The sequence below is a fragment of the Candidatus Dormiibacter sp. genome, from assembly GCF_050999135.1.
GTDB classification, from domain to species: domain Bacteria; phylum Chloroflexota; class Dormibacteria; order Dormibacterales; family Dormibacteraceae; genus Dormiibacter; species Dormiibacter spiritus.
This window is the reverse complement of sequence record NZ_JBPCPN010000051.1, coordinates 1-21,806: the sequence shown is the minus strand read 5'-3', so window position 1 is coordinate 21,806 and position 21,806 is coordinate 1. Positions and strand designations below refer to the sequence as shown.

At 66.9% G+C, this 21,806-nt stretch carries 23 protein-coding genes, 1 other RNA gene and 1 pseudogene; 6 read left to right on the top strand and 19 right to left on the bottom strand.

What is annotated here, in order from left to right; all coding sequences use genetic code 11:
- Positions 1–7: 7 nt before the first annotated feature.
- Entirely contained in the window at positions 8–1,039 is a 1,032-nt protein-coding gene (locus ACR2MZ_RS12675) for a phospholipase D-like domain-containing protein (protein ID WP_434005400.1), read from the bottom strand.
- A gap of 71 nt (positions 1,040–1,110) precedes the next feature.
- Positions 1,111–1,857 carry an LOG family protein gene (locus ACR2MZ_RS12670; protein WP_434005399.1) on the bottom strand — a complete coding sequence of 249 codons (747 nt, stop codon included), beginning with the start codon at positions 1,855–1,857 and terminating at the stop codon, positions 1,111–1,113.
- 58 nt (positions 1,858–1,915) lie between these two features.
- Here ACR2MZ_RS12670 and ACR2MZ_RS12665 point away from each other — a divergent pair, with 58 nt between their 5' ends.
- The 3 genes and pseudogenes from ACR2MZ_RS12665 to ACR2MZ_RS12655 all read left to right on the top strand — a co-directional run bounded on the left by ACR2MZ_RS12665 (position 1,916) and on the right by ACR2MZ_RS12655 (position 3,878).
- Positions 1,916–3,136, top strand: coding sequence for a thiolase family protein (locus tag ACR2MZ_RS12665; RefSeq protein WP_434005398.1), 1,221 nt, complete (start codon positions 1,916–1,918; stop codon positions 3,134–3,136).
- Positions 3,137–3,352: 216 nt separating this feature from the next.
- Positions 3,353–3,430 (top strand): annotated as a pseudogene (locus tag ACR2MZ_RS12660) (hypothetical protein); the annotation flags it as partial.
- A gap of 43 nt (positions 3,431–3,473) precedes the next feature.
- Positions 3,474–3,878: a methyltransferase gene (locus tag ACR2MZ_RS12655; RefSeq protein ID WP_434005397.1), complete on the top strand. Its 405-nt coding sequence runs from the start codon at positions 3,474–3,476 to the stop codon at positions 3,876–3,878.
- A gap of 89 nt (positions 3,879–3,967) precedes the next feature.
- Here the strand turns inward: ACR2MZ_RS12655 and ssrA are convergent.
- From ssrA to def, 4 genes are all read right to left on the bottom strand, one after another.
- Positions 3,968–4,345: a transfer-messenger RNA gene (gene ssrA, locus ACR2MZ_RS12650) on the bottom strand.
- A 60-nt stretch (positions 4,346–4,405) separates the two neighbouring features.
- Positions 4,406–4,864, bottom strand: a complete 459-nt coding sequence (gene smpB / locus ACR2MZ_RS12645) for an SsrA-binding protein SmpB (protein ID WP_434005396.1) — start codon at positions 4,862–4,864, stop codon at positions 4,406–4,408.
- Positions 4,857–5,750, bottom strand: coding sequence for a methionyl-tRNA formyltransferase (fmt, locus tag ACR2MZ_RS12640; protein WP_434005420.1), 894 nt, complete (start codon positions 5,748–5,750; stop codon positions 4,857–4,859). The genes smpB and fmt overlap by 8 nt, the downstream gene beginning before the upstream one ends.
- Entirely contained in the window at positions 5,747–6,247 is a 501-nt protein-coding gene (gene def / locus ACR2MZ_RS12635; protein ID WP_434005395.1) for a peptide deformylase, read from the bottom strand. The genes fmt and def overlap by 4 nt, the downstream gene beginning before the upstream one ends.
- 133 nt (positions 6,248–6,380) lie before the next feature.
- On the opposite strand from def, the gene ACR2MZ_RS12630 reads away from it, so the two are divergent.
- The gene (locus ACR2MZ_RS12630) at positions 6,381–6,617 is read left to right on the top strand and encodes a FitA-like ribbon-helix-helix domain-containing protein (protein WP_434005394.1); all 237 of its coding nucleotides are present in this window, start codon (positions 6,381–6,383) and stop codon (positions 6,615–6,617) included.
- Complete coding sequence (locus ACR2MZ_RS12625) at positions 6,614–7,012, top strand: type II toxin-antitoxin system VapC family toxin (protein ID WP_434005393.1); 399 nt, start codon at positions 6,614–6,616, stop codon at positions 7,010–7,012. Before ACR2MZ_RS12630 ends, ACR2MZ_RS12625 begins: the two co-directional genes overlap by 4 nt.
- 379 nt (positions 7,013–7,391) lie before the next feature.
- Here ACR2MZ_RS12625 and priA read toward each other — a convergent pair whose 3' ends face one another.
- The 5 genes from priA to ileS are packed head-to-tail and all read right to left on the bottom strand — an operon-like array spanning position 7,392 to position 14,146.
- The gene (gene priA, locus ACR2MZ_RS12620) at positions 7,392–9,374 is read right to left on the bottom strand and encodes a replication restart helicase PriA (protein WP_434005392.1); all 1,983 of its coding nucleotides are present in this window, start codon (positions 9,372–9,374) and stop codon (positions 7,392–7,394) included.
- Positions 9,374–9,964, bottom strand: coding sequence for a guanylate kinase (gene gmk, locus ACR2MZ_RS12615; RefSeq protein WP_434005391.1), 591 nt, complete (start codon positions 9,962–9,964; stop codon positions 9,374–9,376). The genes priA and gmk overlap by 1 nt, the downstream gene beginning before the upstream one ends.
- Complete coding sequence (locus ACR2MZ_RS12610; protein WP_434005390.1) at positions 9,961–10,842, bottom strand: RluA family pseudouridine synthase; 882 nt, start codon at positions 10,840–10,842, stop codon at positions 9,961–9,963. Before ACR2MZ_RS12610 ends, gmk begins: the two co-directional genes overlap by 4 nt.
- Positions 10,839–11,258 carry a signal peptidase II gene (gene lspA / locus ACR2MZ_RS12605; RefSeq protein WP_434005389.1) on the bottom strand — a complete coding sequence of 140 codons (420 nt, stop codon included), beginning with the start codon at positions 11,256–11,258 and terminating at the stop codon, positions 10,839–10,841. The genes ACR2MZ_RS12610 and lspA overlap by 4 nt, the downstream gene beginning before the upstream one ends.
- A gap of 26 nt (positions 11,259–11,284) precedes the next feature.
- Positions 11,285–14,146 (bottom strand): isoleucine--tRNA ligase, encoded by a 2,862-nt coding sequence (gene ileS, locus ACR2MZ_RS12600; RefSeq protein ID WP_434005388.1) that lies wholly within the window; start codon positions 14,144–14,146, stop codon positions 11,285–11,287.
- 479 nt (positions 14,147–14,625) lie between these two features.
- On the opposite strand from ileS, the gene ACR2MZ_RS12595 reads away from it, so the two are divergent.
- A complete protein-coding gene (locus ACR2MZ_RS12595; RefSeq protein ID WP_434005387.1) occupies positions 14,626–15,204 on the top strand; it encodes a class I SAM-dependent methyltransferase in 579 nt (192 codons plus the stop codon).
- Positions 15,205–15,247: 43 nt separating this feature from the next.
- Here ACR2MZ_RS12595 and ACR2MZ_RS12590 read toward each other — a convergent pair whose 3' ends face one another.
- From ACR2MZ_RS12590 to ftsA, 8 genes are all read right to left on the bottom strand, one after another.
- On the bottom strand, positions 15,248–15,502 hold the full coding sequence (locus ACR2MZ_RS12590) for a YggT family protein (protein ID WP_434005386.1): 255 nt from the start codon (positions 15,500–15,502) through the stop codon (positions 15,248–15,250).
- Positions 15,499–16,170, bottom strand: coding sequence for a YggS family pyridoxal phosphate-dependent enzyme (locus tag ACR2MZ_RS12585; RefSeq protein WP_434005385.1), 672 nt, complete (start codon positions 16,168–16,170; stop codon positions 15,499–15,501). The genes ACR2MZ_RS12590 and ACR2MZ_RS12585 overlap by 4 nt, the downstream gene beginning before the upstream one ends.
- On the bottom strand, positions 16,163–16,909 hold the full coding sequence (pgeF, locus tag ACR2MZ_RS12580; protein WP_434005384.1) for a peptidoglycan editing factor PgeF: 747 nt from the start codon (positions 16,907–16,909) through the stop codon (positions 16,163–16,165). The genes ACR2MZ_RS12585 and pgeF overlap by 8 nt, the downstream gene beginning before the upstream one ends.
- Positions 16,890–17,270, bottom strand: a complete 381-nt coding sequence (locus ACR2MZ_RS12575) for a ribonuclease E inhibitor RraB (RefSeq protein ID WP_434005383.1) — start codon at positions 17,268–17,270, stop codon at positions 16,890–16,892. Before ACR2MZ_RS12575 ends, pgeF begins: the two co-directional genes overlap by 20 nt.
- Positions 17,271–17,606: 336 nt before the next feature.
- Entirely contained in the window at positions 17,607–18,215 is a 609-nt protein-coding gene (locus tag ACR2MZ_RS12570; RefSeq protein ID WP_434005382.1) for a dihydrofolate reductase family protein, read from the bottom strand.
- An 88-nt stretch (positions 18,216–18,303) separates the two neighbouring features.
- Positions 18,304–18,780, bottom strand: a complete 477-nt coding sequence (gene nrdR / locus ACR2MZ_RS12565; RefSeq protein WP_434005381.1) for a transcriptional regulator NrdR — start codon at positions 18,778–18,780, stop codon at positions 18,304–18,306.
- A gap of 260 nt (positions 18,781–19,040) precedes the next feature.
- A complete protein-coding gene (ftsZ, locus tag ACR2MZ_RS12560) occupies positions 19,041–20,132 on the bottom strand; it encodes a cell division protein FtsZ (protein WP_434005380.1) in 1,092 nt (363 codons plus the stop codon).
- An 84-nt stretch (positions 20,133–20,216) separates the two neighbouring features.
- Positions 20,217–21,431: a cell division protein FtsA gene (gene ftsA, locus ACR2MZ_RS12555; protein ID WP_434005379.1), complete on the bottom strand. Its 1,215-nt coding sequence runs from the start codon at positions 21,429–21,431 to the stop codon at positions 20,217–20,219.
- Between the last annotated feature and the right edge of the window lie 375 nt (positions 21,432–21,806).

The window sequence follows — 21,806 nt, the reverse complement described above, 5'->3', positions numbered from 1 at the left end:
TCTACCTTCAGTCTCCCGACGCCCCGCCCGGGATCTTCGCGGCCGGCGGCGTCCACGGATAGCGGGCGCGGACTTCGTCGATGTAGCCGGCAAACGCGTCGGCCGTGGGCGCGTGCTCGATCTGGAGGACGTTCTCAGCGTTCGCCTCCCCGCTGTGGGAGAGGTTGAAACTGCCCACGAACACTGTGTCGTCGGCCACTGTGCACTTGGCGTGCATGAAGTCGTGCAGCGAACCTGGCGCGTAGGGCTCCGAGCGCTTGGCGCCCCAGGGCACTGCGGACGAGATCCGAGCCCAAAGGCCCAACTTCCAGGCCGATTGGGGCTGCGAACCCCACTGGCGACGCACCTCGTCCATCTGGGTCTCATCAAAGCACCCGGCGATGTCTGGGCCCTGCCTGGAGATGGTCTCGGCCAGACTCGCAAGCACCGGACCCGAGGTGAGGACAGGCGAACAGATGCGAATCCGGCGCTGGGCCAGCGCCAGGCGCTGAGCGATCTCATGGACCAGCTTCTGGGCGCGACCAGGAGTGAAGAAGGCCCGCAGCCGCAGGTCGGGTTGGGGCTGCCGCCACTCCGGCTCCTCCTGGCCCGAGCCCTGGACCGAGCGCAACTGGAACAGCTCCTCAAAGTTGGCCCCGTAAGCAGCCGCGATGACCGGCTCGGCCAAGCGGACTATGACGTTCTCTTCCCGGGTCCAACTGTCAGTCGTCCAGTTGGTCGAGCCCGTCCAGACGGCCGCCTCCGGCGTCGCGACGTCTCGGACCACGTATTTGTGGTGCATCAGATCGGGTTCGCCCGGAATGGGCTGGAAGGGAACTCCCAGAGCCTTGAGCCAATCCCAATCCACGAAGCCAGGCGGCGGCAGCGGCTTGCTCCGCCGGGGCGGCTCCTGGTTGAAGAGCAAGCGGACCCTGACTCCCCGACCCGCGGCCGCCTGGAAAGCTGCACGCAGCGTGTCAGCCGCCGGGCCGCTGGGCGCCAGGTCGTAGATCGCCACATCCAGGCTCTCCCGGGCGGCCGAGAGGAACTCTGCCAACAACCCGGCGACGGCTTCAGCGGGCTGGCCGCCGTCCCGCAGAAATGTTGGCTTCAGAACAGCTGTCTGGAGGTCTATTGGGCGTCCACCTTCCTCTCATCGTGGCTGGGCTCCAAGGCGCCTCGCGTGGCCAGGTCAGCCGCCTCCTCGGGATCATCGGTGATGGTCAGGAGCGACATGTCGTCAGGTGACACCAGGCCCTGGTCCAGGGCCTTCTCCTGGAGCCAGTCAAGCAGTCCTCCCCAGTAGGCGCTGCCGAAGAGGATGACCGGAAAGTGCTCGATCTTGCCTGTCTGGGCCAGGGTGAGGGACTCGAACAGCTCGTCCAGGGTGCCGAAGCCCCCTGGAAAGATGATGAAGCCCTGGGCGTACTTGACGAACATCATCTTGCGGACGAAGAAGTAGCGGAATTCGACCCCCACCTCGCAGTAATCGTTGAGTGACTGCTCATGAGGCAGCTCGATGTTGCAGCCCACCGACAGGCCGCCGGCTTCGAAGCAGCCCCGGTTGATGGCCTCCATCATCCCCGGCCCCCCGCCAGTGATCACCGCGACGTCGCGGCGCGCCAGCGCCGCCCCGACACGCAGGCCCTGCTGGTAGAGCGGATTGTCAGGCCTTACGCGCGCGGAGCCGAAGCAGGTGACGGCCGGCCCCAAATCAGCCAGCGCGTCAAAGCCCTCGACGAACTCAGAGACGAAGCGGAGCACGCGCCAGGAATCGCTGTGGCGATCGTAGATGCTCGGCGTCTGCAGCAGGGTCTGATCGGCGGGCGGACGCTGCTTGGGAACCACGAGCGCGCAGGGGGGGCGGGGCTGGGTCATGGCGGGTAGTCTACGGAGCAGCGCGATAGTTCCTCGACTGCCTGCAAGGCCAGGAGCCATGAAGTTCGAGCAGACCTACATCCCTTACGGCGGCTACTGGTCGACGCCGTTCGCTCGCTGGCAGGGCAGCCTGGCCCAGCAGCATCCGATCCAACTCGCTGCCGCCGTCACGCGCTCAGCGCTGGCCGAGCGGAAGATCGACGCCAAGGACTTCCAAGCGCTCTTCCTGGGCACCACTGTGCCTTCCCCGCAGAGCTTCTATGGCGCACCCTGGTTGGCCGGCCTGATCGGCAATCCTGACATCAGCGGGCCGACGGTGATGCAGGCCTGCGCCACGTCGGCCAGGATCATCGCGGACGCAGCTGTGGAGGTGGACTCGGCTGGCGGCCCCGGCTGCATCCTGGCCATCGCCGCCGACCGCACCAGCAACGGACCCCACATCTACTACCCGGACGCGAGTGGCCCGGGTGGTCGCGGGGTGACTGAAGAGTGGGTCTGGGACAACTTCCAGAACGACCCCTTCGCCCAGGCCGGACCGATGGCCGCCACTGCTGAGAACGTGGCCGAGGCGGAGAGCATCAGCCGCGAGGAACAGGATGAGGTGACGCTGCTCCGCTATCAGCAGTACGCCGCCGACCGAACCCCCGACGCCGACGGGTTTCTGAGCCGTTATCTGGTGCCAGTCGAGCTACGCGACCCCAGCGGCCGGAAGGTGATCGGAACCCTGCACGACGATGAGGGGATCTTTCCGAGCACTGCCGAAGGCCTGGCGCGGCTGAAGCCTGTGAGAGACGGCGGGACGGTCACCTACGGCAGCCAGACTCACGCTGCCGACGGCAACTGCGGGCTGGTCCTGACCGGCCGGGAGCGGGCGCGGGAGATGAGCCGCGACGGGTCGATCGAGGTGCAGCTGCTGAGCTTCGGCCAGGCTCGGGTGAAGCCCGGCTTCATGCCGACGGCGCCGGTGCCGGCTGCGCGCGCGGCCCTGGCGGCGGCCGGACTCGGCATCGAGGACATGGCGGCTGTCAAGACTCACAACCCCTTTGCAGTCAACGACGTGTACTTCTCGCGTGAGTTCGACCTGCCCTTGGACAGCTTCAACAACCACGGCTCCTCGCTCGTCTTCGGCCATCCCCAGGGACCGACAGGTATGCGCCTGCTGATCGAGCTGGTGGAGGAGCTGGCCGAGCGCGGCGGCGGCCGGGGCCTGTTCAGCGGTTGTGCCGCCGGCGACACGGGCGCCGCGCTCGTCGTGAAGGTCGACAGCGGCGGCCGCTGAGGTGATGAACCCCGGACACCATGGCACCGGGGATCCCCTGCTGGCATACTGCCAGGCGTTGGCGCCAACGAATGAGATCGTTGCCTCCCGCCTGCTTATCCCCGTGGAAACGGGCCACGACTCCCAACGAGCACCGATGACACCAGATCGACGAACCGGGCAACCCTGCGCCGGTTGGTCAACGGGTACCAGGTCTCTCACGCGATCCACGCGGCAGTGACGCTCGGCATACCTGACCGGTTGGGGCAAGGTTCGGCCCCGGTGGCTGAGCTCGCGGCCGCGACGGGCTCGCAGGAGGAGGCCCTCTATCGCCTGCTTCGCGCCCTGGCGTCGGTCGGTGTCATTGAGGAAGGCAGCGCGGGCCTACATCGCCTCTTCGGGCGTCGGCGACAGGTGCAAGCTGCTGGCGGACGACTTCTTCGAATCGGTCCCCGGGAACGCCGACGCCTACCTTCTGAAGGCCGTCCTGCACGACTGGTACGACCCCGAAGCCACACGCATCCTCAAGACGATTCGGGCCGCAGGGCGCGACGACAGTCTTCTCCTGATAATCGAGCAGATTATCGAGCCCCCAAACCAGGGGCCTGAAGGGAAGTTTTCTGATCTGAACATGCTGGTTGCGGCCGGCGGACGCGAACGCACGCGCGCCGAATGGGACGACCTCCTCCGCGCTGGTGGTTTCGAGCTGAGGCGGGTCCATCCCGCCCACAGCGTTGCCGTCCTAGAGGCGGCGGCCATCTAGCATTTGCGGGCGGTTCTTCGTAGCATTTACCCGCTTCGGGCGTCAAGATCGTTGAAGATCGACCTGCAGCCCGAAGCCGGTTCAGAAATTGGTGGAGGCGGCGGGAGTTGAACCCGCGTCCGAAGCAGCGTCCCCTGGGATCTCTACGAGCGTAGCCGGGATTTTGCTCTCACCGCAGGGCTCCTCTCGGCAGGATCCCTGACGGCCAGCGCCGGTGAAAGTCCCTGAGCGGGGCCGTCGCGCCCCCGCCCGAGCAAGCCGGCAAATGTGACACCGTTACCCCGACCGGCCGGCGCCGCCGGGGGCGATGCCCGGGCTCCTACGTCCCGGGAACTCGTCATCTACTGCTTACGCAGCGAGGGCGAGCTGTCGCTCATTATTGGCATTTGTGTTGCCTGCGCTGTATCGCTCACGCCTTCGGCTCGCAATCCCAAAGCCCACTTGCCCCGTCGAGACCGGACGCCCCCAAGGACAACATTGAACTTCTTGTTGCCCCCCAAGCTTACCCGCTCCGCGAAGCGAGAAACCTACCCCCGCAGCGCTCGTGCCATCTCCCGCTTGGCGTCCGCCGCCGCCAGCGCCTGGCGCTTGTCGTAGAGCTTTTTGCCCCGCCCCAAACCGATCTCGACCTTCGCCCGGTTGCGGGCGAAGTAGAGCCGGATCGGGATCAGCGTGTACCCCTTCTGCTTGACCTTGCCGATCAGACCGGCGATCTCCTCTGCGTGCAGCAGCAGCTTGCGCGGCCGGATCGGCTCGTGGTTTGTGTAGCCACCCCGTTCGTAGGCGCTGATGTGGACGTTCTCCAGCCAGGCCTCGTGCCCGTCGACGCGGACGAAGCCCTCCCGCAGGTTGGCTCGACCGGCGCGAAGAGACTTCACCTCGGTCCCGGCCAGGACCAGGCCTGCCTCCAGGGTCTCGTCGATGAAGTAATCGTGGTAGGCACGGCGGTTGACAGCGACGTCGCGGAACCGCGGCTTCTCAGGCACGTTTTGCCACCAACAGTCGGGCCGGCATGGGCTTGCGCCCAGGCAACTGGACCTCTTCCAGCAGGTAGGAGCCCTCGCCGCAGGCCACTTCAACGCCCTCGCGCTCGGCTCGCAGAACGGTGCCCGGTTCGCCCCCACCTGACAGCGGCCGTCCGCTCAGAACCTTCACCCGGCCGCCGGCGAAGGGAACTGTGACACCGGGCCAGGTTCGGTAGGCGCGCACATGACGGTCGAGCGCTTCCGCCGCCAGCGACCAATCCAGCTCGCCGTCGGTGCGGCTCAGCTTGCCGGCGTAGGTTGCACGGGCATGGTCCTGGTCCTCTGGCTGAATCTCCGGCAGGCGGGTGATGGTCTCGACCAGCAGCCCCGCGCCCAGCCGCGCCAAGCGGGAGGTCAGTTCGACAGCGTCTTCCCGGGGGCCGATGGCGGTTTCTTCGCGGCTCAGCACTGGGCCATGGTCAAGCGCCTCGTCCATCACCATGATGCTGACGCCTGTCACCCTGTCACCCTCCCGGATGGCGTAGGCGACGGGCGCGGCGCCCCGCCAGCGCGGCAGCAGCGAGGCGTGGACGTTAAGCGGACAGCAGCTGGCGATGGACAGAACTGGGGCCGGCACTATCTGGCCGTAGGCCGCGACCACCAGGAGCTCAGGCTTCAGGGCAGCTATCCGACTCACCGCTTCCTCTGCCCGCAGCCGCTCCGGCTGGAAAACCGGCACTCCCAGCTCCTGCGCTGCGAGCTTGACGGCCGGCGCCGTCATCTGCAGGCGGTTGGCCGGTCGATCTGGTTGAGTCACGACCAGCTCCACCTGATGGCCTGCGGCCGTCAGCGCTCGCAGGGCGGGTACGGCGAACGGCGCCGTCCCCGCGAAGACGAGCCTGCTCAGGCCTCCACCGCCTCCAGCTCGGCCTCGTGCTCCTCCGCGGGACGCAGTGTCTCCAGGCTTGTCAGGCGGTCGGTGAAGAGAATGCCGTCCAGGTGGTCGATCTCGTGCTGGAAGGCGCGCGCTGTAAAACCTGAGGCCTTGATCCTGACCGGCTTGCCCTTGCGGTTGAGGCCCTTGACGACCACGTGCTCGGCCCGCTCCACCTCGCCCACCCAGCCGGGGTAGCTGAGACAGCCCTCGTAGCCGATCTGGCTGCCCTCAGCCTTGACCAGCTCAGGGTTGATGAGCGCGTGGTGCTGGTTTTCGTCGCCCTTCACCACTATCGCGCGCAGCGTGACGCCTATCTGGTTGGCGGCCAGGCCGGCGCCGGGAGCGGCGTACATCGTCTCGACCAGATCGTCCAGCAAGCGGATAGCTGAGCCGTCCACGCGAGCCACCTTCTTGGCCTTCGTGCGCAGGGCCGGATGCTTGAAGTCGAGGATCTTACGGATCGACATCGGGCCAAAGAATTCTACCGGCGCCCCAGCCTCCCAAACCCCGGTGTCGCAGCGAGCTGGTGACCCGCTGTACTAGCCTGCAGCGCCGAGACGGACAGCCGCAACTCGACTGCGATGCAGTTACTATGACTGCATGAGTGTGGTTATCACCGTTCGCGATGTTCCGAATGCCGTGCGCGACGAGCTCGCCGCTCGTGCTGCCCGCGCCGGCAAGTCACTGCAAGAATATCTACGTGGCATGCTCGTGGACACCGCCGCACGCCCATCCGTCGACGACGTCATCGCCCGAGCCCGCGCACGCGTTACCGCCACCGGGGCGCGAGCTGGCGCGGAATCGATACTCGCGGCGCGAGACGCAGACAGGCGTTGAGCACCAGGGCAGTCTGCGACGCCTCCGCCGTCGTTGCCCTGCTCCTCGACGCAGGCCCGGACGGACGATGGGTCGCCGAGACACTGGCCGGCGCCGGCCTGAGCGCCCCGAGCCTGGTCATGTTCGAGTCCAGCAACATCATCCGGCGGCACGAGATCGCCGGGCTCATCAGTGCCGACCAGGCCGCGCAGGCCCATGTGGACTTGCTCGACCTGACGATCGACTTCTGGCCATACGAGCTCCTCGGCACGAGGGTCTGGGAGCTGCGCAGGAACCTTTCCAGCTATGACGCCAGCTACGTCGCTGTCGCCGAGCTGACGGACGCGCCGCTGGTAACGCTCGACCGGCGCATCAGCCATGCGCCCAACCTCAGGTGCGCGGTAACCATTCCTTGACCCGAGTTCGACGGAGCTCTTGGTTGAGGTCGTCCTCCCCCCGCCCCGGGGGGAGGCAGGTGGGGGGCCTTGGCTTGCAGGCTGGACCAGAGCCGCCATTTCGGTCCTGGGCATCTCGCCGCAGCTCCTGGGCCCTCGAGAGAGGGGCTTGACGGACCTTGGACGCAAGGTCTCACCACAGGGCGGCGGGGCAAGGCGGGCCGCTGACGCCCCCCTTCCGAGCCTCCCCCCGCGCTGCGGGGGGGAGGACGCAACATGCCTGCGCGGCTTCTCAAGAGCTCGGGGACCGGACAGGCGAAACCGATCTCTGAGGTGCCCACCTGACACAGCTGTTGGCTACCCCCGCGGATCTGAACGAGCGCATCCAGCCGTGGGATGTCTAGCCGGCCGGGTCCACGTCGAAGGACCAGCCACGGCCGCCGGGCAGCAAAGGCCGGATCCGGCCCAGCTCCTCGCCCTTGAGGGTCACCTGCCAGCGGTACTGACCGCGCAGCTGGTGCAGGAAGGCCGGGGCCGGGCCCTGCACCCGGATTCCCGCCAGGTGCTCTTTGACCAGCGCGGCGGCGAGAGCCTCGGCCGCGTCGCGCGTCACCGTCGCCGCCTGATCGTCGTCGCGATGGCTGTAGGTAAGGACCGCGAGCTCCGTGAAAGGAGGGAATTGGAAGCGCTGGCGAGACGGCAGCTCGGCCGCCGCGAAGCCCGCGTAATCTCCCTCGGCCGCCCGCCGCAGCGAGTAATGATCGGGATTGGAGGTCTGAACCACGACAGTGGCGGACCGAGCGCCGCGGCCGGCCCGGCCGGCGACTTGGCTCAACAGTGCGAATGTCGCCTCGGCCGAGCGGTAGTCGGGAAAGTGAAGGGGCAGGTCGGCATCGATCACACCCACTGCCGTGACCCGCTCCAAGTCCAGGCCGCGGGCAACCAGCTGGGTCCCCACGAGAACGTCCGCCCGGCCCTCGCTGAAGGCCTCCAGCACGTCCAGGTAGCCGTCAGGTCCCCGGCTGGAATCCCTGTCCAGGCGGAGAACCCGCTTTTCCGGCCAGAGCTTCTTGACCATCCCCTCCAGGCGCTGCGTCCCCACACCCAGGCCGCGGATCTGCCGGGAGCCGCAGTGCTGGCAGTATTCGGGCACCGGCCGGCTGTAGCCGCAATAGTGGCAGGAGAGCGCAGCCAGCTCCAGGTGCTCCACCATGGCGACCGAACAGCCGGGGCAGCCGACCGACGCGCCGCAGTCCTGGCAGAGGACGAAGGTGGCGGCGCCGCGGCGGTTCAAGAAGAGGATCGCCTGCTCGCCCTGGACCAGGCTCTGCTCCAGCACAGTGTGCAACCGCCGGCTGATGGGTAGGCGGCTCCCGTAGCGGGCTTCCCGGCGCATGTCTACAAGTTCCACCTGTGCCGGCCGGCCCACCACACGCCGGCGCAGCTCAGCCAACCGCAGCTTGCCTGACTGCGCCTCGGCATAGGCACTGAGGCTGGGCGTGGCGGAGCCGAGGATGAGGCGGGCAGCGGTGACTTCGGCCAGCCGGCGCGCCACCCAGGAGGCCTCGTAACGGGGCGTGCGGTCCTGCTTGTAGGCGCTGGAGCCCTCCTCGTCCACGCAGATCAGGCCCAGGCGCGCGATCGGCGCGAAGATGGCCGAGCGGCTGCCGACCACCACGTCTACCTCGCCTCGCCGGATGCGCCACCACTGCTGAGCCCGCTCCAGGTCGGTCAGCTGGCTGTGGAGGACGGCTGCCGGCCGGCCGAGGCGGCCGACCACCCGAGTCACCAGCTGGGGCGAGAGGGAGATCTCAGGGACCAGCAGCAGCACGCGCAGGCCTTGGCTGAGCGCCTCCTCCGCCGCGCGCAGGTAGACCTCCGTCTTGCCGCTGGCGGTGACTCCATGCAGAAGCACCGCCGAGGATTCCCGGCTTGCCTGCACGGCGGCAGCCTGCTCCCAACTCAGCTCAGGACCGGCCTGAGCCGGTCCGCTGGGTAGGGCCACCTGCAGCAGGCGGCTGTGCCGGGTCTGGCGGCTCGACGGCCCGGCTCCGCTGGAACGTCCCAGCCGCACCCGCGGCGGCAGGAACGCGCGCAGGCACTCGATCAGCGGCGCCCAATAGTGGTCGGCCACCAGGCGCGCCAACTGCAGGTGATGGGGCTGCAGGAGCGGCTCGGCGTCGGCCCTTTCGATGTCCTTGACAGAGCGGTCCGGCGTCCAGCTGTGGACTTTGAGGACATAGCCATACGAGCCGCGCGGCCCGAACGGGACCCAGACGCGATGCCCTGGCACAACATCCACAGCTGTTGGGACCGCGTAGGTGTACGCCTCCCGACCGAGGGAACGCGCCGCCTCGACAGCGACCTCGGCGTAGAGCGCCACTATCGACTGCGCCGCCGGACGCGCTCTCGCTCCAGCAGCGCCTCCAACTCAGCCACAGCCCTCTCGGCGTCGTCATTCACTATCGCGTGGTCATAGTGATCGACGAAGCCCATCTCCCACTCGGCCAGCCGCTGTCGCTCAAGGTTGAGCCGGGCCGGATCGCCGCGCTCCTGCCGTCGACGGGTCAACTCCTCCATGGAAGGCGGCAGAACAAAAATGTAGACGCCGTCAGGCCGCCGCTGGCGCACCTGCTCGGCACCCTGCACATCGATCTTCAGGATGACGTCCACCCCGGCGCCCTGGATCTCCTCCACCCGCCTCGCGGAGGTGCCGTAGAAGTGGCCGCCGACCCTGGCGTGCTCGAGCAGCTCGCCGGCCTCGATGAGAGACGCGAACTCCGGCACGCTGACGAAGCTGTAGTGCTCGCCGTCCACCTCGTAGTCGCGCCTTGGCCGGGTCGTGTAGGAGACCGAGTAGCGCAGGCTCGGATTGCGCCGCAGTAGCATCTCGATGAGCGTGTCCTTGCCCACCCCACCAGGGCCCGAGATCACCACCAGGAGAGCATCGGCGGTGGCGGGGACGGCGTTCACAAACCCTCCCAAAAGGTGGTGAAGTCGTCGGGTGGCGGCGCCTCAAAGCTCAAGGGCTCATCGGTCAGCGGATGCCGCAGACGAAGGCGCCAGGCGTGAAGAAGTGGCCTCGGCGGCTCGCCCTGACGAACGCCGCCATAGAGATCGTCACCTGCCAAGGGATGTCCGAGCGCCGTCAGATGGACGCGGATCTGATGGGTCCTTCCGGTTTCCAGGTCGCAGCAGACGAGCGTGTGACCTGGCCTCTTCTCCAGCACCTGGTAGCGGGTGCGCGCCGGGCGGCCGCCGGCCACCACCGCCATCCGCAGGCGGTTCGTCGAATCCCGGCCGATGGGGCCCTCCAGGATGCCGGAGGTCTTCGCCGGGACGCCCCTGACGATCGCCAGGTAGGTCCTGCTCAGTGTGCGCGCCGCCAGCTGTGCGGCCAGCGCCCGGTGGGCCACGTCGTTGCGGGCCGCGAGGATCAGGCCCGAGGTGCCCTTGTCGAGTCGGTGGACGATCCCGGGGCGGGCCTCGCCGCCGGCGAAGGACCACTCTCCGCCCAGTCCCAGCAGCGCGTTGACGAGGGTGCCGCTGGAATGGCCGGGGGCGGGATGAACCACCATGCCGGGCGGTTTGTCCACGACCACGAAATCGGGGTCGTCGTGAATCAAGCGCAGCGGGATGCTCTCCGCCGCCGGCTGGCCCGTCACCCGCTCAGGTCGGCTGTACTCCAACACATCGCCCGGGCGGACGGCGTCGGCCGGCTTGGCGGCAGCCCCGTTGAGCCGCACCAGCCCAGATCGGGCCAGCCTGGCCGCGGTGCTCCGGCTCAGGTTCGGATCGAGCAAGGCGAGGGCGCGGTCCAGCCGGCCGGCCGCAGCTTCGCCGGCCGTCAAGCGCTTCGCTGACGTCGCAGATACCCGAAGAGCAGCAGCAGGACGCCAAGCGTGATCGCTGAGTCAGCGACGTTGAAGACCGGCCAGAAGAACACCGCAATGAAGTCTGTGACTGTGCCATGGACCAGCCGGTCGTAACCGTTGCCGAGGGCCCCACCCATGACCAGCCCCAGCGTGCCGCCCAGCGCTGATCCCACCGGATTGCGAACGACGTAGTAGAGCAGGCCGCCGGCGACCACCAGCGAGGCGACCAGGAAGAACAGGGTGGCGTTGGGGGCCAGGCTGAAGGCTGCCCCTGAATTGTGGGTGTTCACAATCTGCACGCCAGGTCCGGCTGAGAGCGCCGTGCCTGGCGTCACGTTGGCAGTGACGAGACCCTTCGTAACTCGGTCCACGGCGAGGACGACCACAGCCACCACCGCGAACAGCACGCGGCCCGAGCTCAGCTCGCGCGTTTGAGCCCTATCCAGAGGTCCTCTCCGATCTCAGCGCCTGCCAGCTCAGGCGGGCGCTGTTCGACGACTTCGCGCGCCAGCGTTTCGGCTGCCACCACGCCACCGAAGTGACTGATCACTTGAGGCCAGTCTCCAGCCCCGGCCAGGAACAGGACTATGCGGTCTTCGATCTGGAGACCGCTCTGCTTGCGCAGATCCTGCACCCTCCGGATCAGATCCCGCGCCAGGCCCTCCAGCCGCAGCTCCTCGCTGATCTCGGTATCGAGCAGGAACTGAGGTCCGCTGCGAACCTCCTTGACGTTGAGCTCGTCGCCGATGATCGCAGCCAGCTCGGGCCTGAACTCGCCGGGCAGGGTCACCGACTGAAGCGGCTGGCGCACCTTGAGCCGGGCTGAGTCGCGGGCGGCCAGGCCCTCCACCACCGCCTGCCGCGCCTCGGCCATCTCCTGTTCGAGCTGGGCGTCCTGCGCCGAGCCGGAAGCAGTTGGGAAGTCCGCCAGGTGGACGCTGGCGCCGGCGCAGAGGTTGCGGTGCAGCGACTCGGCCACGAAGGGCAGGAATGGCGCCAGCAGCCGGGAGAGGCTGACCAGCGTCTGGTAGAGCGTCTGATAGGCGGAGAGCTTGTCAGCATCGGATTCGGACTTCCAGAAGCGGCGCCGCGACCGGCGCACGTACCAGTTGGAGAGCTCCTCCACGAACGCTTGCAACGGCCGGGCCGCCCCGTTGACGTCGTAGTGCTCGAGATCGTGATCGACGGTCTCCACCAGATGGTCCAGCCGGGAGAGCAGCCAGCGGTCCAGTACCGGCCGTTGCGAGAGCGGCACCTCTGGTGACTCCGGCGAGAAGCCATCGATGTTGGCGTAGGTCACGAAGAACGAATACACGTTCCAGAGGGTCAGCAGGAACTGCCTGACGACGTTCTGCAGGGTCTTGGGGCCGAGCCGTTGATCCTCCCCCACCGGGGAGACGAAGAAGTGCCAGCGCACAGCGTCGGCGCCGAACTGGTCGAACAGCTTGGTCGGGTCCAGGATGTTGCCGCGGGACTTGCTCATCTTCTGGCCCTGATCGTCCACTATCATGCCCAGGCAGATGACGTTGCGGTAGGCGTTCTGGCGAAAGAGCAGCGTCGAGATGGCGAGCAGTGAATAGAACCAGCCGCGGGTCTGGTCCTGGGCCTCCGTGATGAAGTCAGCCGGGAAGGTTTGCTGGAACTCGTCGGCGCCGGTCCTGGGATACCCGCGCTGGGCAAAGGGCATGGAGCCCGAGTCGAACCAGCCATCGAGCACGTCGGGCACGCGCTCCATCTGCCCGCCACACTTGCGGCAGGGCAGCTTCACGGCATCGATATACGGTCTGTGCAGATCGGTCTCCGGCGGCAAACCCAGCTCCTCGGCCGAGGCTACGCAGCGCCGCTCGCCGCAGCTGCAGATCCAAAAAGGCAGCGGCGTGCCCCAGTACCGAGTCCGCGAGATGGCCCAATCGACGTTGTGCTCCAGCCAGTCGCCCATGCGCCCGGTCCTCACATGCGCTGGCACCCAGTTGGCGGCGAGGTTGTTGGCCACGAGCTCATCCTTGACAGCCGTCGTTTGCACGTACCAGCTGTCCAGCGCGTAGTAGATGAGCGGCGTTCCGCACCGCCAGCAGAACGGATACGTGTGGCGGATCTGCTCCTCCCGGTAGACCAAGCCGCGTTCGCGGAGGTCGGCGATGATGTAAGGATCGGCGTCCTTGACGAACATGCCTGCGAAGGCCTCCACCTGGGGCACCATGCGACCGCGGAGGTCGACAGTGTGGCGGATAGGAATGCCCTTCTCCTGGCAGACGCGGAGGTCGTCGGCGCCGTACGCAGCAGCTGTGTGGACCACACCCGTGCCCTCCGCGGTCGAGACGAAGTCGGCGTCGATGACGTAGAAGGCGCGCTGCTCGGGCGGCAGATAAGGAAAGAGCGGCTCGTAGTCGAGGTCGAGCAGCTCCTGGCCTGTGAAGCGCTTCAGCACCTCGTAGTCGCCCTGCAGCAACTCCTGTCTCGCCTCCGCCAGAATCAGCTTCTCGACCGGCTCGCTGGAGCCGGCGCCGGTGCTTCGCTTTTGGACCAGTACGTAATCGAGGTCGCGGCCGACCGCCAGGGCCACGTTGCCGGGCAGGGTCCAGGGAGTCGTGGTCCAGGCCAGCAGGAAAGTGTTGGGCTGCTGCTTCAGGCGGAAGCGCACATAGACGCTGGGGTCGGGGACGTCGTCCTCGTAGCCCTGGGCCAGCTCGTGGCTGGAGAGCGGAGTGGCGCAGCGGGGACAGTAGGGGGCGACTTTGAAGCCCTTGTAGATGAGACCGCGATCCCAGATGCTCTTCAGTGCCCACCAGACTGACTGGATGTAGTCGCTGTCGAGCGTCCAGTAGGCCGCGTCGTAGTCGAGCCAGAAGGCCATGCGCTCGGAGAATGCGCGCCAATCGGAGACGTACTCGTAGACACTCTCGCGGCAGAGCCGGTTGAACTCTTCGATGCCGAAATCCTCGATCTGCTGCTTGCCGGAGACACCCAGCTTCTTTTCCACCTCCAGCTCCACCGGCAGGCCATGGGTGTCCCAACCTGCCTTGCGCTCGACGTAGCGGCCTTTCATCGTCTGGTAGCGGCCGAACAGGTCCTTGAAGGCGCGGGCCAGGACGTGGTGGGTCCCCGGCCGGCCGTTGGCGGTGGGCGGTCCCTCGTAGAAGACGAAAGGCTTGCCCCCACGGCGGTGCGCCAGGCTGCGGCGGAAGGTGTCCTCTTCCGCCCAGAGCGCCATCACTTCCCGCTCCAGGTCCGGGAAATGGACTCGGGGCGAAACCTCTTGAAACCGCTTCTCCGTCTGCATGTGGCCGTCCTTCAGAAAGTTGATCTGGGACGAGCCCTGACGGCCCGCGGTACCACCCAGGTTCCCGCCTGACAGCGGACTCTCATGTGGCTCCGGCTCCGGAGTGATCTCAGCCTCCTGCCCGCTGCTCGCATCTCAGCTGCGCGAGCTCTCTGTGAGCGGTGAAAAGAGAGGCCTACCTGTCTCCTTCGACGCCGGACGACGCTGCTAAGTGTACCGGCGCCCGGCAGCGAGGGTCGACGATCGGATCCCCAGAAAAACGGGGCCGGCCGGTGGTCACGGCGCTGATCGGTCCACGCCCGCGGTGCTGGTCCCCGCTGGCACCGCCAGCGCCTGGCCTGCTGAGTCATGATCAGACTGTGGTCAGGCCCTGGCTGATTGATGAATTGGCGTACTCGGGCCCAGAACATCGCGACCCTGCCTTTGTCGCTGGTTACGATCACAAGCAAGGAAAACCCGACCCCAGCGAGGATCTGGCCGTGCTCCAGGCGCACGTTCGGGGGCGGACCTCGACCCTTATCGACATGGGCGCCGGGACCGGGCGATTTGCAATCGCTGCCGCGCGTGACTTCGGCCGCGTTGTCGCGATCGACGTCTCGCCGGTGATGATGAGCGTGCTGCGCAAGCGAGCGGCCGAGGCTGGACTATCGAACCTTCACGGCGTACAGGCTGGGTTTCTCAGCTACGACCACTCCGGACCACCGGTCGACGCCGTGTACAGCCGCAACGCGCTCCATCACCTACCCGACTTCTGGAAGGCTGTCGCCCTCGATCGCATCGGCCGGATGTTGAAGCCAAACGGTGTCCTGCGATTGCATGATCTGATCTACGACTTCCAGCCATCTCAAGCCGACGATGTGCTCAGCCGATGGCTCGACGGCGCAGTGGACGATCCCACCAAGGGCTACACCCGCGAGGACTTCAGCACCCACATCCGCACCGAGCACAGCACTTTCCGTTGGCTGCTGGAACCGATGCTGGCCGCCGCTGGCTTGGAGATAGTGACGGCCGATTTCCGTCAGTCCGTGTACGGCGCCTATACCTGCGTCAAGGGTTGACTCACGACGCGGCGGCGACCGGGTCGTCAGTGGGTGTGGGCGCCTAGCGGACGAGGCGGCCCAGCAGCTGGACCAGGAGCTGGATCCCGAAGAAGACGACCACGAAGGAGAGGTCGAAGCCACCCATCGGCGGGATCACGCGGCGAACAGGCCCCAGCACAGGCTCGGTGATACGGACGGTGATCAGGTGGATCTGGTTGCGCGGGTAAGGCTCCAAGAAGCTGAAGAAGCCGCGTACCACCAGGCAGAGGAGGAAGGCCCAGAGAAAGGCCTGCAGGAGGGTCACTGTACTTGTCATCGCTGCTCCAAGCTACGGGGTCCAAAAAGCACAGCCCCGAGCCGAAGCATTGTGCTGCCTGCTCGCACCGCCGCCTCCAGGTCCCCGCTCATGCCCATGGAGAGGACAGGCAAAGGTCGGCCCAGCCGCTGTTCGGTCTCATCCCGAAGCCGCCGCAGCTCCTGGAAACTTGCCTCCGCCCCCCCGCCTCCGGCACCCATCGCCATGAAGCCCCGAAGCTCGATGACTCCGGCCACGGCGACAGCCGTCGCCACCGCCGCTTCAGGGAGGACGCCGTGTTTCTGCTCCTCCCGAGCCACGTTGACCTGCAGCAGCGCCTGCGGAGCCGCGGGCAGTTGGCTGAGCGCCTCGGCCAGACGGAGGGAATCCAGCGACTGCAGGAGCTGGAAGCGGCCGGCGTGCTTGACCTTGTTGCTCTGCAGATTGCCGATCAGGTGCCAGCTGGCGCCGGCCACTTGAGGCATCTTCGCCAGCGCCTCCTGCACCCGGTTCTCGCCAAGGGCAGTCAGACCGGCAGCCAGCGCCGCTCGGCATGCTGCGGGGGACTGGCGCTTCGTGGCAGCCACTATCTCGATGGCGCTGGGGTCGCCGCCAGCCTGCTCGATGCGCCGCCGGACCCCGACGAGCCGCTCAGCGATCGTCTGGTCGTCGACGCCGGCCTCAGGCAAGGGCTACCAGGCAGGCGCAGCGCGAACCGTCAGGGCGGCGCCTGTGCGAGGCGAGAAAGCTGCTCTCGTAGGTGCAGGCCGGATGCTCGAAGACCTGGTTCGGAAGGACGCCGGCGCGCTCCAGGTGGCGGCGGTTGGCCGCCCTTAGGTCGAGCTGAAACCTGCTAGGCGTGGCGGCCGGCCTCACGAAGCGGCGCTCGAAGTGAGCCGCGACCTCCGGCGGCACCTGGTAGCACCTGCCGCAGATGCCTGGCCCCAGGCCCGCCAGGAGGTCGGCCGGGCGGCTGCCGAAGTGAAGGGCCAGGGTGCCCACGACCTTGGCTGCGATGCCGGCTGCGGTCCCCCGCCAGCCGGCATGAGCGAGGCCCACGGCCCTGCGCACAGGATCGAAGAGGAGGACCGGATAGCAGTCTGCAGCGGTCACCAGGAGGCCCAGGCCAACCCGGTCGGTGACCAGACCGTCAGTCTGGGGCACCAGGTCTTGAGGTTCGTCCACGCGGGCGACTCGGGAACCGTGCACAGCCCCCGCCGTGACCACGTTCTCAGGCGGCAGCGTCAGCTCCTCGGCCAGCGCTCGACGAGCCGGCGTGCGGCTGTCGGCGCCGCCGACGATCCTGGCCATCGAGCCCAGCGTCAGAGTGGAGAAACCATGCTTCAGGCCGGCGATGGCGGCCAGCGGCGGCAGCTGCAGCACCGCCGGTACCTGGCCCGAGGCGAGCTCAGTAGACAGGCGGCGCATCCCAGCCGACGTAGGTGCCGTTCAACGTCTCGCAGCTGGCGCTGAGCCGCTCCCGAAGGCGGGTGATGGTGCCCGGCGTGGGGACGAGCGTGCTCGTGGCGCGCAGGCTCCAGCGACCGTTCGGTAGCGCCCGCACCTTGCAGGCAAAACCGTCTCTCCCCAGTGCGTCAACTGCCGAGAGAGCTTCCTTCTCGCTTGCGAACTCCAACAAAGCGCTCACCGGATGTGGGAGCTCCAGCCGGGAGCCGAGGTCGCGAAGTTCGTCGAGCTGGGTCAAATCGGAGGGATCCGGCGGCGCCAGGCTCTCCGTAACCGGCCGATGCAGCAGTCCACGGGGGATGAACCATCCCAACCAATCCATCTAGTGGACTGTAACAGCCGAATATGGAGCATCCGACGCCCCAGACGGGCGGGCTCGCTTCGCTCGCCGATGCCGGCGCTCCATTCCCCGCAAGCGGGGCCCCCTAAGCAAGGGGGCCCGGCGCGCGTCGTCACCCATCTTGAGATGGGGTCCTCCTTGCGCCACCCGATCCTTGGCACCACCCGCCTGGAACGCCGGTCTCCGAGCCTGCGGCCTGCTCCACATCCGACAGTTACAGCCCTCTAGTGGACTGTAGCGATTGGCTGGAGAGCGGCCGCAGGCCCTTGGCCGGCGTGACAGAAGGACCGTGCCAACGGGCGCCAGGCACTCCAAGAGTTATCGGACCCTGTCGTAGAGGAGGCAGAGGGCGTCAGATTCGGTCCTCGAAATATCCGTGAGGGTCCACGACGAAGCAGGCAAACCATCCTCGAAAAGTCGGACACCGCCGCCGACCAGCTCAGGGCAGAGCGTGATGCTCAGCCGATCGAGCTCGCCGGCGTGAAGAAGGTTCCTGATGACGCTGACGCTGGCGAGCACGATGATGTTCCCTTCGCCTTGCTGACGCAGCTGCTTGACCTCTGCGGCCGGGTCTCTATCGACGATGCGGGAGTTGGACCAGGCGGCGTCCGTGAGAGTCGACGACAAGACGACCTTTTCGACCGAGTCGAGCCACTGCGCGAAAGTGCGATCGCGCGGGTCGGCGTTCTCGTCCATCGCGACGGCCGGCCAATAGGCACCAAACCCCTGATAATTCTTGCGGCCGAGCAGCACCGTCGTGGCCGTGCTCGTCATGCGCACCATGTGTTGCCGCGATGCATCGGTGATGGCGTGGGAGACTATCCAGCCCATGTCGTAGTCGCCTTCGCGGCCGTTCACGCGCCCGTCCAGTGAAAGCGAGATGTTGGCGACGACAGTGCGGCCGCTGCTGGTCTCGTGCTTGGTCATGTCAGTCCCTCCCCTGCCGATGGCGATCGGACGAGGTTCGGCGCCCGCGACACTCGGTCGGTTCCCAACCTACCGCTTGCGGCTGGGCTTAGCGGGCCGCCTTTTGACGCTGGCGGCTCGAGAGCACCTTGTCGATCTCGCCCCGCACATCCTGGAGGTCCATGAACTGGCGGTAGACCGAGGCGAAGCGGATGTAGGCCACTTCGTCGAGATCTTTGAGCCGGCTCATCACCATCTCCCCGATGTCGGTGCTGGGGATCTCCACCCGGCCTGTGCGACGGAGCTCAGACTCGATCTGCGCCACCATGGTCTGCAGCTTCTCAGGCGAGATATCGCGCTTATCGGTCGCCTTCTTCAGGCCGGTGAAGAGCTTGGGGGGGTCGAAATCCTCCCGCCGTCCGTCCTTCTTGATCACGTAGAAGGGCACTGTCTCGATCCGCTCATACGTGGTGAAGCGCTGTTCGCAGCCCAGGCACTCACGCCGGCGCCGGATGGCCTCCCCGACCTCGGAGTCGCGCGAATCGACGACCTTGAGCTCGGGGTGGCCACAGAACGGACAGCGCATCGGAGAGGTCTTAGATCACTAGTGGACAGTAACTGCCGAATATGGAACAGCCGACGCCCCAGACGGGCGGGCTCGCTTCGCTCGCCGATGCCGGCGCTCCATTCCCCGCAAGCGGGGCCCCCTAAGCAAGGGGGCCCGGCGCGCGTCGTCACCCATCTTGAGATGGGCTCCTCCTTGCGCCACCCGATCCTTGGCACCACCCGCCTGGAACGCCGGTCTCCGAGCCTGCGGCCTGCTCCACATCCGACAGTTACAGCCCACTAGCGACGAGGGCGCATGAAGGCGGGGATGCTGAGATCGTCGGCATCCGCCTGATAAGCGGGACGGCTCTCGGCGAGAGGCCGCGAATACTCGACTGTGGTGCTGTCGCTGGCCAGAGTCTGTCCTGCCTGCTGGCGCTTGTTCTTGCCAAACCCGGTCGCGATGACGGTGATCTTGACCTCACCCTGCATGCGCTCGTCATTTACCACGCCGAAGAAGATGTTGGCGCCCGGGTCGGCGGAGGCCTTCACTATCTCGGCTGCCTTTTCGCACTCGAACAGCGTGATGTCCTTGCCAGCCGTGATGTTGAGCAGGATCCCCTGCGCGCCATCGATGGAGGTTTCCAGCAGAGGGCTGGAGACCGCGTCCTTGGCCGCGTCCTCGGCCCGGGTGTCGCCGGAGCCGTAACCGATGCCCATCAGCGCCTCGCCAGTGTCCAGCATCACCGCCTTCACGTCGGCGAAGTCGAGGTTGATCAGGCCCGAGTTGACTATCAGGTCGGCGATGCCTTGGACACCCTGCCGGAGCACGTCGTCGGCGATCCGGAAAGCGTCCTCCAGCGTGCTCTTTTTGTCCACGACCTGGGTCAGGCGATCGTTGGGGATAACTATCAGTGCGTCGACGTTGTCGCGCAGCAGCTTGACGCCTTCCTCGGCCGATTCGTTGCGCACCTTGCCTTCCCAGCGGAAGGGCCGGGTGACGACTCCGATGGTGAGAGCGCCCTCCGCCTTGGCCAGGTTGGCGATCACCGCTGAGGAGCCGGTGCCCGTGCCACCGCCCATGCCGGCGGTGATGAACACCATGTCGCAGTCCTTGACCAGCTCGCTCAGCTCCGCCCGGCTCTCCTCCGCCGCGTCGCGGCCCTTGGTCCAGTCGCCGCCGGAGCCGAGCCCGCGGGTCAGCTTGCGCCCGATGTTGACTTTGATGTCGGCATTGCAGCGCTCCAGCGCCTGCATGTCGGTGTTGACGGCTATGAAGTCGACGCCTTTCACAGCGGCCGAGATCATGCGATTGACCGCGTTGCCGCCGCCTCCGCCGCAGCCGATGACCTTGATCCGAGCCCTGCCGTCCTGCCTGTCGAAAGCTTGCATGGTCTCCTCCTGCATTTCGTTCAAAAACCCCAGCTGGATCGCAATCTGAATCCCTTGGATAGATTTCCGTCGCTGGCGCCGCACCTAGAAAAAGTCACGGAGCCATCTCACTGTCTTCTGGTAAGCGCCGGCGAAGGCGGCGGTCTCCGCCTGGCTGCGGCCGGCCGCCGGCTGCGCCCGCTGGCCCCACTTGCAGAGGCCGACTGCGGCCGCGAAGGAAGGCGCTGCGACCCGATCGGCGAGGCCGCCGACACCTGTCGGCAGGCCCACGCGCACCGAAGTGTCGAACACCGCCAGCGCCGCGTCGGTGGTGCCCATCAAGCGAGCTCCGCCGCCCGTCACCACCACGCCTGCCGGCAGCGGCCCCTCGTATCCGCTCCGCCTCACCTCCTCCCAGGCGAGGTGGAAGATCTCGCGCATACGGGGACCGATGATCTCAGCCAAGAACCGCCTGGGGGTCGGCTGCAGGCGATCGCCGCCGACCTGGCGCACGTCGATCCTCTCCTCGTGAGGGATCACCTCCGGCAGGGTGTGCCCGTAGTTGAGCTTCAACATCTCCGCCTCGTTCAGAGTGGTGCGAAGACCAATGGCTATGTCGTTGGTCACATGATTGCCGCCCACCGGCAGAACCGCCACGTGCATCGGAGAGCTCTCCTCATAGAGCGCGACGTCACTCGTGCCGGCCCCGATGTCGATGAGACAGACGCCCAGGTCCATCTCATTCGCGGTGAGCACGCCCTCGCCCGAGGCCAGCCCTTGCGTGACCACCTCGTCCACATCGAGACCGCTCTGATGGACGCACTTGATGACGTTCTGCACAGCTGTGCCGGACCCGGTGACTATCTGGGTCTCGACTTCCAGGCGGCGGCCGTTCATTCCCACCGCCTCCTTCACGCCTTCCTGGCTGTCGACCTTGAAGCCACGTGGCAGGACGTGGATGACCTGGCGGTCGTTCGGGATGCTGATCGCGCGGGAAGCCTCGACCACGCGGTCGACGTCGTCCTGACCGATCTCGTGGTCGGGGCGGCTCACGGCTATCACCCCCTGGCCCGTCCGCGAGAGGATCTGGGGTCCGCCGAGGGAGACTATCACCCCCTCGCTCCGCACGCCCGCCATGCGCTCAGCGATAAGGATTGCTTGCTGGACAGCCTGCACCGTCTTCTCGATGTTCACCACCGAGCCCTTGCGCAGCCCCTCGCAAGGAGCCTCTCCGACGCCTGTTACGTTGAGCTGGCCGTACTCATCACCCTCGGCGATGACCGCGGCCACCTTGCTGGTTCCGAGGTCGAGTCCGACCATCCGCTTCCGCCTGGACAAGGGTTGTAGAGGAGCCTCCGATAGAAGATGTAGAGAAAGACCTGGCGGGTCTTGGCGAGTATACCGCTTGGCGAGGCTTTGCGCGAAGCTGATGTTGCCCAGATGTTGGGTGCCGATCGCTCGGCACCGGCTTATCTGGTATCCGGCTGGCTGCCTTCAACGTCGCCGCCAGGCGGGTGGCGAGCCAGTGGGACGACCGGCTAGGGCTCCCCTGAGTCGGCCGACTAGGGTGTCCTCTCCCCGAGTGGTAGCGACGCCTCCGGGTGCTTAGAGCCATAGCTTAGGGTCGGTCAGAGCCTGCTGGGGCGTCAGGCCCCGGATCCGTCGGCCCTGGTGTACACGGTCGGTGTTGTAGAT